Here is a 15,699-nt window from a genome sequence, read left to right as displayed (position 1 = left end):
GCGTCTTCAGATACAAATAAGTGGGATCGAAGCGACGCCCCTATCCCACTTATGTTCGTTACGACTGACGATTATTTTTTATCGTCGTCTTTTACTTCTTCGAACTCAGCGTCAACAACGTCATCGTCCTGTGCAGCACTATTGTGCTCAGCGGTGTCAGCCTGACCTGCTGAGGCTTTCTGCTGGGCGATTTCCATCAGCTTGGCAGACGCTTCAATAACAGCCTGAATCTTGGCTTCGATCTCTGCTTTGTCGTCGCCTTTCATCACGCCTTCCAGCTCAGACAATGCCGCTTCGATTTTAGCTTTGTCGTCTGCTGGCAATGCATCGCCGGCTTCTTCAACCTGCTTACGCGTGCTGTGTACGATACCGTCGGCCTGGTTGCGAATTTGTACCAGCTCTTCGAACTTCTTGTCCGCTTCGGCGTTCATTTCCGCATCACGCACCATTTTCTCGATTTCATCTTCGTTCAGACCAGATGACGCCTGAATGGTGATCTTCTGCTCTTTGCCAGTGTCTTTGTCTTTGGCAGATACATGCAAGATACCGTCGGCGTCGATATCGAAGGTTACTTCGATTTGCGGCACACCGCGCGCAGCCGGACGAATACCTTCCAGGTTGAACTGACCCAGTGATTTGTTACCGGCAGCTTGTTTACGCTCACCCTGCAACACGTGCACTGTAACAGCAGACTGGTTATCGTCAGCAGTTGAGAAGGTCTGCGATTTCTTAGTCGGAATCGTGGTGTTCTTCTCAATCAGCTTGGTCATTACACCGCCCATGGTTTCGATACCCAGGCTCAGTGGTGTTACGTCCAACAGTAATACGTCTTTTACGTCACCAGCCAGTACACCACCCTGAATCGCCGCACCAACCGCTACCGCTTCGTCCGGGTTCACGTCTTTACGTGGCTCTTTACCGAAGAATTCAGTCACGTATTTTTGTACCAGCGGCATACGGGTCTGACCGCCGACCAGAATGATGTCATGGATGTCAGATACAGACAGATCCGCATCAGCCAGCGCCTGTTTAACCGGCTCAAGTGACGCTTTAACCATATCTTCTACCAGTGACTCCAGCTTAGCGCGGGTCACTTTGATGGTCAGGTGCTTAGGACCAGACGCATCAGCCGTGATGTATGGCAGGTTAACTTCTGTCTGCTGAGCAGAAGACAGTTCAATTTTGGCTTTCTCGCCCGCTTCTTTTAAGCGTTGCATCGCCAGCGGATCCTTACGCAGATCCATACCCTGGTCTTTCTTGAACTCTTCTACCAGATAAGTAATCAGACGGTTATCGAAGTCTTCACCACCTAAGTGAGTGTCACCATTGGTCGCTAATACTTCAAAGGTGTGTTCGCCTTCCACTTCATCGATTTCGATGATGGAAATATCGAATGTACCGCCACCCAGGTCATAAACCGCAATAACGTTGTCGCCTTTACGCTTATCCATACCGTAAGCCAGCGCCGCAGCCGTTGGCTCGTTGATAATACGTTTTACTTCCAGACCCGCGATACGGCCGGCATCTTTAGTCGCCTGACGCTGCGCATCGTTAAAGTAGGCAGGTACTGTGATAACCGCTTCCGTTACCTTTTCACCCAGGTAATCTTCCGCTGTTTTCTTCATCTTTTTCAGTACTTCGGCCGAGATTTGTGGCGGAGCCATTTTCTCGCCTTTCACTTCTACCCATGCATCGCCATTGTCGGCTTTGGTCAGGGTGAATGGCATGATGTCGATATCACGCTGTACTTCTTTATCTTCCCAGCGACGACCAATCAAACGCTTGATCGCGAACAGGGTGTTTTTAGGGTTAGTAATTGCCTGACGCTTAGCAGGCTGACCCACTAAGGTCTCGCCGTCTTGCGTGTAAGCAATGATTGAAGGTGTAGTACGATCACCCTCAGCGTTTTCAATAACACGAGGTTTGTCACCGTCCAGTACTGCCACACATGAGTTGGTAGTACCTAAGTCAATACCAATGATTCTGCCCATGACTAAATCTCCGAAAAAAGTGTTTCAAAATCTGATGCTAGTTAAGTAAGGGTGGCATTTTGGTTTTCAACTCCCCCTTACAAAAAAAACCGTATTTTTTATGCGGTTGTATCTACGCCGCCTTCAGGGGCGCGAGACACCATGACCATAGCCGGGCGCAGCAGGCGTCCATTTAAGGTGTAACCCTTCTGCATCACAGCGATAACGGTGTTAGGTGCCACATCACCGTTTTCAACCATGCTCATCGCCTGATGTAATTCCGGGTTAAAAGGCTGACCTTGGGGATCAACCGTTTCCACGTTGAATTTGCCGATGGCACTGATAAAGGTTTTTAAGGTCAGTTCCACACCTTCCAGCAATGGCTTAACCGCGTCATCGTCTGGATTACCTGCAGCAATCGCACGCTCTAGATTGTCCAATACCGGCAACAATTCCCCGGCGAATTTCTCCAGTGCGAACTTACGTGCTTTGTCTACTTCACCTTCGGCACGACGTTTGGTGTTTTCAGCGTCAGCCAGTGCGCGTAACACAGAGTCTTTCTGCTCAGCCAGTTTGGCTTCGGCGGCATTCAGCGCTTCGGTTAACTCGGCAATTTGTGCCTGCTCTACCGTCAGACCTTCTGTTTCCAGTGCGTCGGTCTCTACTTCCTGGGTTTGCGTGGTTTCAAATTCTTCGTTTTGCGGCTGCTTGTCGCTCATGCCTAACTCCATCAAAAAAAGGTTTTAAACTCAGATGCCAGCAATGTGGGGTTAACCCACATGTATTCAAGGGAATTACGCTAAGTTTTTTAAAGAAAATACCGTTTTCCGATGATGCCGACTTTTGAAAGATGACTGAGCATTCGCGAACAAAGTCTATGGTGTTGAAATTCATGACTTTATCTCAAAAGCACAGTTATACTGCTGGCCATGAAGGATCTAGAAAACACCGCCCATGACGACTTTTCGCACCATCGGCCTGATAGGTAAACCCGACCATCCCGGCGCTAATACCAGCCTTAAAGGCATTCTGCGTTATCTGAAAAAACGCCAGTGCCGCATTTTGCTGGAAAAAAACGTCGCGTGGAAAATGGATGACGACGAGGTCGACATTACCGATTTGGTAAGCATTGGTGAGCAGGCTGATCTGGCTATCGTGGTCGGTGGCGATGGCAGCATGCTCGGCGCGGCGCGGGTATTATCCCGTTTCAATGTCGCCGTGGTTGGGGTTAACCGGGGTAATTTAGGGTTTTTAACCGATTTAGATCCGGACGAGTTTGAGCCGCAATTAGATGCGATCTTCAACGGCGAATATCAGATTGAACAACGCTTTTTAATCGAAGCGGAAGTGCATCGCCATGGTTTACTGCAAAGCCATAACTGTGCCGTCAACGAGACCGTACTGCACCCTGGCAAAGTCGCACAGATGATGGAGTTTGAAGTCTACGTCAACGATGCATTTGTCTACAGTCAGCGCTCTGACGGCCTGATTATCGCCACACCGACAGGCTCGACAGCCTATTCGCTCAGTGGCGGCGGCCCGATTCTGACACCCAATCTGGATGCACTGGTAATGGTGCCGATGTACCCGCATACATTATCTTCTCGCCCCATCGTCATCGATGCGAACAGTGAGATTCGCCTGAAAATATCCAGTCAAAACCGTGATAATTTACAGGTCAGTTGTGACGGCCATGAAGCATTATCAGCCTTACCCGGCGATGAAGTGATTATTCGCAAATACGCCCACAAACTTAGCCTGCTTCACCCCAAAAACTATAGTTATTTCAATGTTTTGCGCAATAAATTGCGCTGGGGTTCGAAACTCTATTAGACAAGCGCAGAAATACTGTATAAATTTACACATACTGTATTGATAACCATGTGTTACTACTATGCTGTGTCATCTGTCTATTCGTCATTTTGCTGTCGTTAAATCTCTGGATGTGGACTTCAATCAAGGCCTGATTGCCGTCACGGGAGAAACCGGTGCGGGTAAGTCGATTGCTATCGATGCGCTGGGCCTGTGTCTGGGTGATCGCGCCGATGCCTCCATGGTCAGACCCGGTGCAGACAAAGCTGAAATTGCCGCAACTTTTTGCCTGGATAAGAATCCCCGTGCGCAAAAATGGCTGGCAAAGCATGAACTGGATGTAGATGAGAATGAATGCATCATTCGACGTTCCATCAGCGCAGAAGGCCGTTCAAAAGCCTTCATCAACGGCGCACCTGTGCCACTGGCATTATTGCGTGAACTGGGCGAACGTCTGATCAGTATTCACGGCCAACATGCCCACCATCTGTTACTAAAACCTGATGTACAGCGTCAAACACTGGATACATTCGGTCAGCTGCTGGCAATGCGTGACCAGGTCGGTGATGCTTACCAGCATTGGCATAAGCTACAACAACAATTTAAACAATTGCAGGCCAGTAATGAACAACGTCAGGCTCGCCAGCAACTTTTGACCTATCAGGTACAGGAGCTGGATGAATTTGCCCTGCAGGAATTCGAGTTTGAAGAATTAGAAGCGGAATTTAAACGCCTGAGTAACAGCCAGGCTCTGTTAGAACAATCTCAGCGTTGTGTTTATGAACTTTACGCCGCAGATGAAGGCAACGCACTTAGCTTAATTCAGGCCAGTATCCACAGATTGGAAGAGCTTCAGGATAGCGATCCGGTACTCAAGCCCATTGCAGAGATGCTCAATGATGCCTGCATCGTGGTGAACGAAGCCGCCAATGAATTGCGTGATTATTACGAACGCCTTGAAATTGACCCCATGCGTATTCAGCAAATTGAAGAGCGTTATGCTCAGGCGATGTCTCTGGCGCGTAAGCATCAGGTTCAACCGGAAGGTCTGTATGCCTATCATCAGGCACTGACAGTGGAATTTAAGGCGCTGCAAACCGAGCAGGATAGCCTGGACGATATGCACAACTTGTTAGAAATGGCGCGCAGCCATTATGTACAAGCCGCGCAAAAACTGAGCCTCGCGCGCAACAAATCCGCCAAACAGCTGAGCAAAGCCATTGAGCAACGTATTCAACAGATGAATATGGCTAAAGCCAGGGTGGAAATTGAGGTCAATTACAGCGAGCAGCATCCACTCAGTGCGCACGGTCTGGATATCATCAGGCTCAAAGTCAGCACTAACCCGGGCTTACCTCTGGATACGTTGGATAAAGTCGTGTCCGGTGGCGAATTATCGCGTATTGGTCTCGCTATTCAGGTAATTAACGCGGGACATCAGGATGTCCCCACCCTTATCTTCGATGAAGTGGATACCGGTATCAGCGGCCCAACTGCCGCAATGGTTGGACAACTACTGCGTGAGCTGGGTCAACATAATCAGGTAATGTGTGTGACACACTTACCGCAGGTTGCCGCCTGCGCTCATCATCAGATGTTTGTCAGTAAGTTATCTGGTAAGCAAAGTACAGAAACACGCATACAAAATTTAGGCGATGAGGAACGAATCCGTGAATTGGCGCGTCTATTGGCTGGTGACACTGTGACGGAGTCAGCGTTGGCGAATGCCAGAGAATTGCTGGGGCAGCATAAAGCAGCCTGACTCTCCTGTGTTGCGGTTAATTAATAAAATAGCGTTGAGCCGGCGGCAGATTTTAGGTTAGGATGCCGGCTCGCAGGAGAAACAGATAATAATGAAGACGTTCCGTTCACTGATTTTAACCTCGCTATTAGCGATGGGTGTTTCCGGTTGTACCGGATTTATTTACCGTATTGATGTCCCACAAGGTAACTACCTTGAACAGAAAGATATCGATAAATTGCGCATTGATATGACCCGGGAACAAGTGGTTTACGTGCTTGGCCGCCCATTGGTCAAAGATTCCTTTGATCACGACACCTGGTATTACGTGTATAAAATGAAACGTGGTATGTCAGATGACAGTGTTGAAAAGACCATGCGCATTGAATTCAGCAATGATCGGGTGGCAAAAATCACCGGTGATGTAGAGCTGTCGGAAGACTTCAACACGCCGCTCGAGCAATAGCCCAAATATAAAAAAACCGCGCAATGCGCGGTTTTTTTCGGCATAAATTTAAATTTTATTCCGCGTCGGCTTTTCTGATGGCATTGGGTCGGCCACCGGTCACTTTATCTGCCCGCCCTTCTTCTTTGGCTTTTTCTGCTCTGCGACGTCTGGCTTCTTTTGGATCCGCAATTAATGGGCGGTAGATTTCAATTCGGTCACCATCGCGCGGAATATCTGCCAGCTTGCATACCCGGCTCCAGATGCCAACCGCCGAGGTGCTGAGATCAATCTCAGGGAAACGTTTTAACAGCCCGGAGGACTCAATCACGTCCTTTACGCTATTACCGGCCTGCACTGTCACCTGCACTAATGCCTGTTTGTCTGGCAGGGCATAGGCAACTTCGACACAAATCTGATTATCTGTCATACATAAACCTGCTTCGCCCGCTGGGTAAACGCGTCTACCATATTTGCGGTTAACTGACTGAATATCTTACCAAAAGCCATTTCAACTAATTTGTTACTAAACTCAAAATGCAGATTCAGTTCCACCTTACAGGCATTGTCTGCCAGTGGTGTAAATGTCCAGCCTCCGGTCAATGATTTAAACGGGCCATCGACCAGATTCATGATAATTTTTTCGTTAGGGATCAGATGATTTTCGGTGCTAAACCACTGACTTATGCCACCTTTGCTCACCTTGAGTGACGCCTTCATGTAATTGGGTTCCTGCTGCAGGATTTTGCTTTCGACGCAGCCGGGCAAAAATGCCGGATAGGCCCCAACGTCATTAACTAAATCGTACATTTGACCAGCACTGAAGTTAATCAGCGCGCTTCTGGCTACATGCGGCATCGGCATTTCCCTGTTTTTTTCGTGATAATAATACAAGGTGAAAATTTTCAATCATAAAAAAAGTGATCCTGCTTTTTTGCTTAGTTCGTAGCACGCAATGCCAATCACACACTAACGAGGACTAAACATGAAGAGGATCACTACCGTAATCTTACCAATGTTGGGCGCATTAATCATCCAGGGATGTGTGCTGGATGATGATGACGATAAAGAGATGCAACCCGAAGTTGTTGCCAAAGCTGACGTTCGGGTAATCCACGGCGGTGCTGATGCACCGAAAGTAAACATTACTGTTAATGGTGCGACATTTGCGAATCTGGAAGGGGTTGATTACCTGCAGGCCTCTGGGTTTGTCGAAGTTGATGCCGCTACCTACGATATCGGCGTGGACGCAGTACTTCCCGATGCGTCTACCGCCACGGTACTGGCAATAGATGACGCAGCGCTTGCAGCTGATACCCAATACACCGTTATTGCGCACGGCTACGTCGCTGAAGATGGTGATACCAGCAATGATTTGGACACATTGGTCATCGCCAATGCCCGCTCCGCAGTCACGGCTGGCAATTTCCGTCTGCAGGTAGTCCACGCCGCAGCCAACGCACCTGCGGTTGATGTTTACCTGACCACGCCAACCGGCGAATTGGACACACCCACAACCACACTTGCCTATGGTGACTACACCGCCCAGTTAGAAGTAGCAGCGGGTAGCTATCGTGTTCGCCTGGTGTTACCAGAAGGAACAGATGGTGCGGGTACGGTTGCGTTTGATGCAACACTGCCTGAGTTAAGCGCTGGCTCTGACTGGATTGTCACTGCATTGCCTAATACAGGCGTGACCACATCGCCGGTCGTGCTGCTGGCTAATAACGGCACAGATACCGCGGTGTTTATGGATGATCGTACTCAGGCATGGGTGCGTGTCGGCCATGCTGCTGCAGACGTACCGAGCGTCGATATTTTGGCCGATGGCAGCAAAATTGATGAGTTAAGCGGCGCTACCTTCCCGTCTGCTACCGATTATGTGGCCGTAGACCCGGGGACGTATCAGGTTGATACCGCGCTAACGTCAGACAACAGCATTGTTGGCATAACCGCCGACTTAACCCTGGATGCAAATGACAAAGTGACTGTTCTGGCAGTAGGTACGCTTGCGACCGAAGATCCGGATATTGCACTGGAATACTATGTGCTGGATGACAGTACCCGTCGTGTCGCAACGGAAGCCAAATTGCGCCTGACCCATGCTCACCCAACCGTTGGTAACGTTGATATCTACCTGACCGCTGACGGAAACATTGCGGGTGTTACCCCTGCTTTTAGCGATGTGCCATATAAAGCCAATACCAATTGGGTCAGTGTGGCCGCAGGTGATTATGTTGTAACGGTGACCCCGACCGGCAATGCCGCTGTCGAGGCCATTAACACCGGCACGATTACGCTGGATGCAGGCGGTATTTATTCTGCCGTCGCGGTGGACAATGCGCCGGGCAATCTGTTGCTGATGGATGACTTTACTGCAATGTAGTTGCGTCGCTGGCCGTGATACTTATCGCGGCCAGCTTAACACTCTGAATACACACCGTGTATTGCGTTATGGAGGGCATTATGACACTGCAACATCAACCACCAGAATCGTTGGCAGTCTTTCCATTGCCGATCTTTTTATTGCCCGGAGGGGCTACCCGTCTCAGAATTTTCGAGCAGCGCTATTTACGGATGGTAAAGGAAGCGTCGCGGGGTGATGGGTTCGCCCTGACTGTGCTGGATCCGAACCGCCCTGAGAGCTGCACGCCGATCGCCGCCTGGGTATCTATCACAGACTTTGCCACCCTACCCGATGGCTTGCTCAGCATCGACGTAATGGCCAACCAACTGGTTGAGTTAACCAACATACATAGCGAGCCAGACGGGTTGCGCCGGGCGACCATCACCCATTATCCTCACTGGCCTGAGCATGGTCAAAGCTTGGATAATCAACAACTTGCGACACTGTTAGAAAATCTGTTTGCGGAACATCCCGAGCTTAACAACCTGTACCCCGCTCCCAGATGGCAAAATGCCAATTGGGTGTGCGCCCGTTGGTTGGAGCTTTTACCAATTAACGCCACCAGCAAGGTGGGGTTTCTTGCTGCTGACAGCTTTACCGAGTGCGAACGTCAATTGATCAACATGGTTGTAGACAAAACTTCATGCGCCGAGTGATCCAATCAGATTAAGCCTGCGTAATGCCCCTACAAATCAAGTAGGACTGACACACTATGGCAACTCAAGCGCGTCACAACGTCTCAGATTCGCACAACCTAACGCCGTCCGAGGACAATGAGCAGCTGTGTAGCTGGCTGGAAGAAATCGCCGCCACCAGAAGCCGCTCTGCGTTCACTCACTTATTTAACTGGTTCGCCCCTAAAATCCGTCGTGTAGCGGCTCGCCAATTCAATAATGAAACTCAGGCCATGGAAGTCGTGCAGGAAACCATGACGCATATCTGGCGCAAAGCTCACTTGTTTAACCGTGAGAAAGGTGCGGCGACCACCTGGGTATACACCGTGATGCGTAATGTCTCCTACGACATGCTGCGCAAAATGAAAAATAGTCGTGAATTACCCGTCAGTGATGATTTATGGCCATCCCGAGAGCCTGCGTTGGACGAGGTGGAAGTATTTGATGACCATCTGGAAGAGTCTCAACTTTTAAGACTGATTGAAAGCCTGCCAGAAGCGCAGCAACAGGTAGTACGTGGCGTGTACTTTCAGGACATGTCGCAGGAACAATTGGCGATTCACCTCAATATTCCGCTAGGAACGGTCAAATCGAGACTTCGCCTTGCCCTTGGAAAACTTCGTCAGCAGGTGCAGTAGTATGATTAATTTCCATCCAGACCCAGGCTTGCTACGCGCATTTGCCGCAGCTCAATTACCCAGCGGGCTGAACATGCTCGTCGCTGCACACGCAGAAATGTGCGCTTGTTGTCAGCAGCACATCGAAACTTTCGAATTGGCGCTGGCCAACGAATCGTTCAGCGCTAGCGATAACACCTATGATTTTGCGGATATGGCGGCTCGCATTATGGCCCAGGGCGATGCGCCAGCGGAACCAGAAGTCAAATCGCGCATTCTTGAACTTAACGAAGCCGAAGCTATTCAACTCCCTCGCGCCCTGCGACACGTAGGCATGGGCGATTGGTTTACCCTAGGTAAAATGTCACGTGCACGGATCGAAACCGGCGAGGACGATATTCACTGCCATCTGCTGAAAATCGATGCCGGTGGCGAAATTCCTGCTCACACCCATAAAGGATTTGAAGCCACGCTGCTGCTCGATGGCAGTTTCAGTGACGACATGGGCAAATACCAACGTGGTGATTTTATCTGGCTGGACGGTAATCACACTCATAGCCCGGTCAGCACGAAAGGTTGTGTGTGCCTGACCGCGGCAGACGATGCGTTGCATTTCACCCAGGGACTGAGCCGTTTACTCAACCCACTTGGACGATTCCTCTACTGAGTGCCTTTGGCGGGGAAAGACCCCGCCTTTTTTTATTCCCCCTCTCCCATCCTTGTCAGCTTTGCGTATAATGCGCGGCATGAGCAAAAGTAATAAAAACAAAGCCAACAGCACCGGCACTATCGCCCTGAATAAAAAAGCGCGTCACGAATTTCATTTGTACGACAAGTTCGAGGCAGGCATTGCGCTGCAAGGTTGGGAAATCAAAAGCATTCGCGCGGGGAAAGTGAATATCACCGACACCTACGTGATCCTGCAAAACGGCGAAGCCTACCTGATTGGTTGTAAAATTCAGCCGCTTAATCAGGCCTCCAGCCATGTGTTCTGTGACGTGGAACGTTCGCGTAAGTTATTGCTGAATAAACGCGAATTAGATCGCCTGATAGGTGGCCGTGATCGCGAAGGCATGACCATCGTCGCCACCGCCATGTATTGGAAAAAATGCTGGGTGAAGTTGGAATGCTATCTGGCCAAAGGTAAAAAGGAACACGACAAGCGTGACACGGTCAAAGATCGTGATTGGGCACGCGAAAAAGAACGTTTGATGAAACATACCGCACGTTAACGGTTGAAATTTCATCACTTGAGTCCCATATGTTGTGCTAAGTGCAGCAGTGTGAAAAACACTATGGTACACTCAAACCACTTAGGTTTTAGTTAACCACGTACTCCTATCCCAGATTCATGAATCGGGGCTGATTAGGATTCGACGGAATACACGAAACCCAAGGTGCATGCCGAGGTGCGGTAGGCCTCGTAAAAAAGCCGCAAATAAATAGTCGCAAACGACGAAAACTACGCTCTAGCCGCTTAATACCCGGTAGGGAGCCCTTCCACTCCGGCCTTGCCTGCTGGTGGAGATTCGGAAGGTCATACTCGCAGGATCGCGCAGCGGCTTCGTCCGTAGCTTAAGCGCTAAATCTAATCGGGCTCACTGTAGGAAATCCTGTCTGTCGGAGTTCCAAACAGTTAAAGAAAAGACTGACTAAGCATGTAGGACTGAGGATGTAGGTATTACGGACGCGGGTTCAAATCCCGCCAGCTCCACCAATAACAAACCCTGTGCCGTTAGGCATGGGGTTTTTTATTGGTTGTTGTTAGGGTTTGGTCTAACCCGCGTAGTGGGTTCACAAAATGTCTGGAACATTTTGTACCGCCGCAGGCGCCCGAAGGGTCAGCGCCATGGACGGCGCTGAGGACAATCCCGCCAGAATTAGCATATTGTCTCTATTCGTCGGTAATCAGTCTCGAACAGAAGTTTAGGGTTGTCTAGATGTTCTGTTATCGTTGAAAGGATAATTTTTAAACCGGAAAGGTAAATGAAGTGCGCTTTACATTATCAACATGTGAAGAGTCGAGCATGCCCTTAGACAGATAAACCGAACTAGTTATACTGGAGCCAAACGAAAAACAAAAAAGGATTAAGGGATGATTCCTACTTATCAAGAGCTGATGACACCCGTACTAAAAAAAGCAGCTAACGGAGAAGTAAAATTAAGCAAGGTCGTCGATGAAGTTAGTTCAGACCTCAATCTCACAGAGGAAGAGCTCACGGAGATGCTCCCAAGTAGAAAGCAAACCGTTATTGCTAATCGTATTGGTTGGGCTAAGACTTACCTCTCAAAAGCGGGACTCATCGAAGTCACAAAGCGAGGCTACTTCAAAATAACTAAGCTCGGAGAGGATGCCCTTTCATCAGGCCAAGAGATCAATAATAAGTACCTTCAACAGTTCGATGACTTTAACGCGTTCCAAGGGCAAACTTCAGCCGATACCGAGGTCGATACGGCTCTACCCAAAGAAGACGAACACGTAACTCCCGACGAGGCTCTCCGGGCCGCTTATCAGAAGATAAACGACTCGCTTTCGACCGATTTACTTAACCGGGTCCGAACGGTTACACCTCAGTTCTTCGAGAACTTGCTCGTCGAATTACTCGTCGAAATGGGGTACGGAGGAAGCGAAGATGGGGCGGCTCACGCTCTCGGAAAAACTGGTGACAATGGTGTCGATGGGGTTATTAACCAAGACCCTTTAGGCGTTGATCAAATTTATATCCAAGCAAAGAGATATGCGAGCGGAAACAATATCGGAGCCGGAGACATCCGGGACTTCTTCGGTGCGTTGAACCTCAAGAAGGCCAGTAAGGGGATTTTCATTACAACGTCCGACTTCACTCCGTCAGCAATTCAAACGGCGAAAGACCTCGGGACGCGAATCGTTTTGATCAACGGGAAGGAGCTTTCAAAGTTAATGCTTCGATACAACGTCGGATGCCGAGACATTGAGACCCTACACTTAAAGAGAGTCGACGAGGATTTCTTCGACAATTAAACGGCAAACTACGAATTCAAAATTGATGACTTTATAGACTTTTACTGAGAGGGTGCCTTCAAGCTTAACTCTCTTGGATTTTTTACCCACGTGTACAGCATGTTCATCGATTTCCTCAATATTTGCTATCGACATAATTAAATCCCGTGCTTTATCCCCTGCTCCGCAGGCTAGCTGTCGCTGTTCAAATGGGTTCCATACCCGTTTGTGGGCGACCCCAACAAATACAATCCCACCCTCATTACTTGATTCTTGCACCTATCTGCCAGACCATAACGCCATCATTCTCTACCAAGCTTGTCTATGCGCCGATATTTCTTTGTCAGTTTACTACTGGCGCCCCCTGTCTTTGCCCAGCAATTACCTCCACCGCCACCGGAGGCGAAAAGTGCCTGCGAGGGACAACCTCAGGGGCAGCGCTGTGAATTTATCGCGCCTCACGGCAAGGTTAGCGGACAATGTCGCGACGTCAGAGAGGGCTTACTGTGTGTGCCTGATAGTATGCCGCCTATGCTTAATCGCAGCAATCAGCGTAATGATCAACGCAACAAACCACCTAAACGCGCCAAAATCGACATCGATGCCACAACAAACGATGCAGTAAAAACGACGAGTCGCATACCCGATACGAACCAGGGCAGCTGTTTTGATAATCACCAAAAGATCCCTTGCCCGCCAAAAGATGACGCATTTTATGGTCAGGATGCCCACTATGCAGGTGCAACGCCCAGCTACACACAGGATAAATCCGGCACTGTCACCGATAACGTTACCGGACTGATGTGGCAACAGGCCCATAACCCACAACGCATCAACTGGTACCAGGCGAATCAGGCATGTGAGTCGTTGACGCTGGCTGGATTCAAAGACTGGCGCTTACCAAGCATAAAAGAGTTGTTCTCAATTATTGATTTTCGGGGTGTCGTTGGGCAACGCGCTTATCTGCCCGATGAGTTTGATATCCGGCCACCAGCCAGCTTGAGCAAAAATGATCCGTTTGCCGCCAATCACAGGCCGGAAATGATGGGGCAAACCTGGTCGGCGACTAAATATGCCGGTCAACATTGGGATGATCCCAACGTCGAAGCGGCGTTTTTTGTTAATTTTTTGGATGGCCGCATCAAGCAAGCGCCGACGCGCGGACGGGAGGGATTATTTTATCGCTGTGTGCGCGGTCCTGCATGGGGTGAGAATCAGTTTGTCGACAACAATAATGGCACCGTTAGCGATAAGATGAGTGACCTGATGTGGCAACAACAGGACGATGGTAAACCCCGCAACTGGCAAGAGGCGCTGAACTATTGTAAGGGGTTAACTCTGGCCGGACACACCGACTGGCGTTTGCCCAACGTGAAGGAACTACAGAGCATTGTGAATTATCAGCGCCCAGCCCCCGCGATTGACACGGCTAGTTTTGGCGTCAGTGATCCAGCCGCCTGGTATTGGAGCAGTACCACCCATGGCGACGATATTTCCCAGGCTGACTATGTATGTTTTGGAAAGTGCACGTCGGTACAGGGTATTGATGTACACGGAGCAGGTGCACAGCGCAGCGACCCCAAACTGCGCGGGGCGAGAGTCGCGCAGCAACAAGGTGGTCAGCAGGATGAAATCCGTATTGAGAATCTGGTGCGCTGCGTACGTTAACTCAGGCGACGCTGTCCACCTCTTGTGGACTGCGCTCGATGCAATTACGTCCCAGCTTTTTCGCGCGGTACAAATTCGTGTCGGCCTGATGCAACATACGTTTTACCGAGCCGAGTGTTAACGCCCCACAAAGACCGCCACTCAGGGTGACCTTTAACTCGGGATGGATTTCATGCCACGGATGGTTTTCAATTGCCAGACGCAGCGTTTCACAACGCTGCCACGCCTGAGCCAGCGAGGTTTCGGCAAACGCGACCACGAATTCCTCACCACCGTAGCGGGCGATAACATCACTTTTACGCAAATTTTTAGTGAATAACTGCCCCACCTGTCGCAACACTTCATCACCCACGCTGTGGGAAAACTGATCGTTGATACGTTTAAAATGATCCAAATCCGCCAGTAAAAACGTCAATGGGTGGTCGTAACGAGCGGCTTGTTCAAACAGTTGTGAAGCCTGCTCCACAAAATGTCGGCGGTTGTATAACTGAGTCAGCGGGTCGCGAATGCTTAGCTCACGTAACTTGTCATGGGCTTTGGCTAAATCGGCACTCATATGGTTAAACGCCTCTGACAGCGCGCCAATTTCGTCGTTTCTGCGCACCGGGATCGGCTCTTGCAGTTTGCCCTGCTGACGCATCTGTCGCACAGCGACCATCAAGCGTCCCACGCCTTTGCTCATACGGCGCATAAACATACGTGCCAGCAATAGAGCAATCAATACCGCCACACTCATGCCGGTTAGGAGTGCCTGGCGCATCGCGCGTAAATAGGATTCGTCCTGCGGGCTGAGATTAGGATCGCCCAACGGCACCGCCTTAGCCACTACCTCACCACGCAGGCTGATTGGAAATGCATCATCTAATAATTCCGGCGCCGACTGACCAATGGCATAACCTTCGGCGGGTTTCATTACCACACCCTGAGTATCAAGCAGCAAAAACATAAAGGGCGCGGTAGCACGACGCTGAAAATAGGAATCTTCCCGAAGGGATGAATGTGGCCCTTCGGTCATACCGGGCAAAGGCCGATTGCGGTATTCCACAAAACGCGGAAAGGGTTCACTTTGCACCGCTTGCTGCCAACTACCGTAGGCATCAATGTAAGCGGCTACGTCATCGCGAAAGCGACTAAACGCATCGTCAAGCACCGATTGTTTAAAATCACGCATTAACATCCAATAGGCTATACCACCCACCGATGCCGCACTGACTAAACTCACCAACACTAAACTTAAAGCGATTTGCGTACGTAGTTTCAAACAATCAATTCCAGTCGTCTTATTATTATGACGATAAGAATACCATTCTCATTAACGGATAACATGGCATACCTGCGCCCATGGTATTCAAATCAATAACGAAAAGATAATGGAGCAACATGGA

16 protein-coding genes and 1 other RNA gene are annotated in these 15,699 nt (G+C 49.7%); 11 read left to right on the top strand and 6 right to left on the bottom strand.

Features of this window, described 5'->3' with window-relative positions; genetic code table 11:
* Positions 1 to 71: 71 nt before the first annotated feature.
* Together dnaK and grpE are read right to left on the bottom strand one after the other, a co-directional pair.
* Positions 72 to 1,991, bottom strand: a complete 1,920-nt coding sequence (dnaK, locus tag TK45_RS00085) for a molecular chaperone DnaK (protein WP_131256584.1) — start codon at positions 1,989 to 1,991, stop codon at positions 72 to 74.
* Between the two features lie 98 nt (positions 1,992 to 2,089).
* Positions 2,090 to 2,689 (bottom strand): nucleotide exchange factor GrpE, encoded by a 600-nt coding sequence (gene grpE / locus TK45_RS00080; RefSeq protein WP_131256583.1) that lies wholly within the window; start codon positions 2,687 to 2,689, stop codon positions 2,090 to 2,092.
* Between the two features lie 235 nt (positions 2,690 to 2,924).
* Between grpE and nadK the strand changes: the two genes are divergently transcribed.
* The 3 genes from nadK (at position 2,925) to TK45_RS00065 (ending at position 5,989) form a co-directional block, all read left to right on the top strand.
* Positions 2,925 to 3,803: an NAD(+) kinase gene (nadK, locus tag TK45_RS00075; RefSeq protein ID WP_131256582.1), complete on the top strand. Its 879-nt coding sequence runs from the start codon at positions 2,925 to 2,927 to the stop codon at positions 3,801 to 3,803.
* A 61-nt stretch (positions 3,804 to 3,864) separates the two neighbouring features.
* Positions 3,865 to 5,544, top strand: coding sequence for a DNA repair protein RecN (gene recN / locus TK45_RS00070; RefSeq protein ID WP_131256581.1), 1,680 nt, complete (start codon positions 3,865 to 3,867; stop codon positions 5,542 to 5,544).
* A 133-nt stretch (positions 5,545 to 5,677) separates the two neighbouring features.
* Positions 5,678 to 5,989, top strand: a complete 312-nt coding sequence (locus TK45_RS00065) for an outer membrane protein assembly factor BamE (protein WP_371414240.1) — start codon at positions 5,678 to 5,680, stop codon at positions 5,987 to 5,989.
* 55 nt (positions 5,990 to 6,044) lie between these two features.
* Here TK45_RS00065 and TK45_RS00060 read toward each other — a convergent pair whose 3' ends face one another.
* Together TK45_RS00060 and TK45_RS00055 are read right to left on the bottom strand one after the other, a co-directional pair.
* Entirely contained in the window at positions 6,045 to 6,398 is a 354-nt protein-coding gene (locus TK45_RS00060; protein WP_131256579.1) for an RnfH family protein, read from the bottom strand.
* The gene (locus TK45_RS00055) at positions 6,395 to 6,826 is read right to left on the bottom strand and encodes a type II toxin-antitoxin system RatA family toxin (RefSeq protein WP_131256578.1); all 432 of its coding nucleotides are present in this window, start codon (positions 6,824 to 6,826) and stop codon (positions 6,395 to 6,397) included. The genes TK45_RS00060 and TK45_RS00055 overlap by 4 nt, the downstream gene beginning before the upstream one ends.
* Before the next feature lie 127 nt (positions 6,827 to 6,953).
* Here TK45_RS00055 and TK45_RS00050 point away from each other — a divergent pair, with 127 nt between their 5' ends.
* From TK45_RS00050 to TK45_RS00020, 7 genes are all read left to right on the top strand, one after another.
* Positions 6,954 to 8,354, top strand: coding sequence for a DUF4397 domain-containing protein (locus TK45_RS00050; RefSeq protein WP_131256577.1), 1,401 nt, complete (start codon positions 6,954 to 6,956; stop codon positions 8,352 to 8,354).
* 80 nt (positions 8,355 to 8,434) lie between these two features.
* On the top strand, positions 8,435 to 9,031 hold the full coding sequence (locus TK45_RS00045) for an LON peptidase substrate-binding domain-containing protein (RefSeq protein ID WP_131256576.1): 597 nt from the start codon (positions 8,435 to 8,437) through the stop codon (positions 9,029 to 9,031).
* Between the two features lie 56 nt (positions 9,032 to 9,087).
* Entirely contained in the window at positions 9,088 to 9,687 is a 600-nt protein-coding gene (locus TK45_RS00040; protein WP_131256575.1) for a sigma-70 family RNA polymerase sigma factor, read from the top strand.
* Position 9,688: 1 nt separating this feature from the next.
* Positions 9,689 to 10,333 (top strand): ChrR family anti-sigma-E factor, encoded by a 645-nt coding sequence (locus TK45_RS00035; RefSeq protein ID WP_131256574.1) that lies wholly within the window; start codon positions 9,689 to 9,691, stop codon positions 10,331 to 10,333.
* Between the two features lie 79 nt (positions 10,334 to 10,412).
* Positions 10,413 to 10,898, top strand: coding sequence for an SsrA-binding protein SmpB (gene smpB / locus TK45_RS00030; RefSeq protein WP_131256573.1), 486 nt, complete (start codon positions 10,413 to 10,415; stop codon positions 10,896 to 10,898).
* 126 nt (positions 10,899 to 11,024) lie between these two features.
* Positions 11,025 to 11,383: a transfer-messenger RNA gene (gene ssrA / locus TK45_RS00025) on the top strand.
* 378 nt (positions 11,384 to 11,761) lie between these two features.
* A complete protein-coding gene (locus tag TK45_RS00020) occupies positions 11,762 to 12,667 on the top strand; it encodes a restriction endonuclease (protein WP_131256572.1) in 906 nt (301 codons plus the stop codon).
* Here TK45_RS00020 and TK45_RS00015 read toward each other — a convergent pair.
* Positions 12,632 to 12,925 carry a hypothetical protein gene (locus TK45_RS00015; RefSeq protein ID WP_131256571.1) on the bottom strand — a complete coding sequence of 98 codons (294 nt, stop codon included), beginning with the start codon at positions 12,923 to 12,925 and terminating at the stop codon, positions 12,632 to 12,634. The two genes, TK45_RS00020 and TK45_RS00015, sit on opposite strands and share 36 nt — an antisense overlap.
* 45 nt (positions 12,926 to 12,970) lie before the next feature.
* Between TK45_RS00015 and TK45_RS00010 the strand changes: the two genes are divergently transcribed.
* The gene (locus TK45_RS00010; RefSeq protein ID WP_131256570.1) at positions 12,971 to 14,314 is read left to right on the top strand and encodes a DUF1566 domain-containing protein; all 1,344 of its coding nucleotides are present in this window, start codon (positions 12,971 to 12,973) and stop codon (positions 14,312 to 14,314) included.
* Position 14,315: 1 nt separating this feature from the next.
* Here TK45_RS00010 and TK45_RS00005 read toward each other — a convergent pair whose 3' ends face one another.
* The gene (locus TK45_RS00005) at positions 14,316 to 15,575 is read right to left on the bottom strand and encodes a GGDEF domain-containing protein (RefSeq protein ID WP_131256569.1); all 1,260 of its coding nucleotides are present in this window, start codon (positions 15,573 to 15,575) and stop codon (positions 14,316 to 14,318) included.
* Positions 15,576 to 15,699 lie beyond the last annotated feature (124 nt).

The organism is Bowmanella sp. JS7-9, assembly GCF_004329715.1.
In the GTDB taxonomy this organism is placed as follows: domain Bacteria; phylum Pseudomonadota; class Gammaproteobacteria; order Enterobacterales; family Alteromonadaceae; genus Pseudobowmanella; species Pseudobowmanella zhangzhouensis.
This window is presented reverse-complemented; position numbering and strand designations above follow the sequence as displayed.

Bases quoted from the DNA above. Each gene is read 5' to 3' on its own strand.
- smpB (WP_131256573.1), top strand. From the start codon at position 10,413: ATGAGCAAAAGTAATAAAAACAAAGCCAACAGCACCGGCACTATCGCC.
- TK45_RS00060 (WP_131256579.1), bottom strand. From the start codon at position 6,398: ATGACAGATAATCAGATTTGTGTCGAAGTTGCCTATGCCCTGCCAGAC.
- TK45_RS00050 (WP_131256577.1), top strand. From the start codon at position 6,954: ATGAAGAGGATCACTACCGTAATCTTACCAATGTTGGGCGCATTAATC.
- TK45_RS00065 (WP_371414240.1), top strand. From the start codon at position 5,678: ATGGGTGTTTCCGGTTGTACCGGATTTATTTACCGTATTGATGTCCCA.
- TK45_RS00040 (WP_131256575.1), top strand. From the start codon at position 9,088: ATGGCAACTCAAGCGCGTCACAACGTCTCAGATTCGCACAACCTAACG.
- TK45_RS00010 (WP_131256570.1), top strand. From the start codon at position 12,971: ATGCGCCGATATTTCTTTGTCAGTTTACTACTGGCGCCCCCTGTCTTT.
- TK45_RS00020 (WP_131256572.1), top strand. From the start codon at position 11,762: ATGATTCCTACTTATCAAGAGCTGATGACACCCGTACTAAAAAAAGCA.
- TK45_RS00045 (WP_131256576.1), top strand. From the start codon at position 8,435: ATGACACTGCAACATCAACCACCAGAATCGTTGGCAGTCTTTCCATTG.
- dnaK (WP_131256584.1), bottom strand. From the start codon at position 1,991: ATGGGCAGAATCATTGGTATTGACTTAGGTACTACCAACTCATGTGTG.
- grpE (WP_131256583.1), bottom strand. From the start codon at position 2,689: ATGAGCGACAAGCAGCCGCAAAACGAAGAATTTGAAACCACGCAAACC.
- TK45_RS00035 (WP_131256574.1), top strand. From the start codon at position 9,689: ATGATTAATTTCCATCCAGACCCAGGCTTGCTACGCGCATTTGCCGCA.
- nadK (WP_131256582.1), top strand. From the start codon at position 2,925: ATGACGACTTTTCGCACCATCGGCCTGATAGGTAAACCCGACCATCCC.
- TK45_RS00055 (WP_131256578.1), bottom strand. From the start codon at position 6,826: ATGCCGCATGTAGCCAGAAGCGCGCTGATTAACTTCAGTGCTGGTCAA.
- recN (WP_131256581.1), top strand. From the start codon at position 3,865: ATGCTGTGTCATCTGTCTATTCGTCATTTTGCTGTCGTTAAATCTCTG.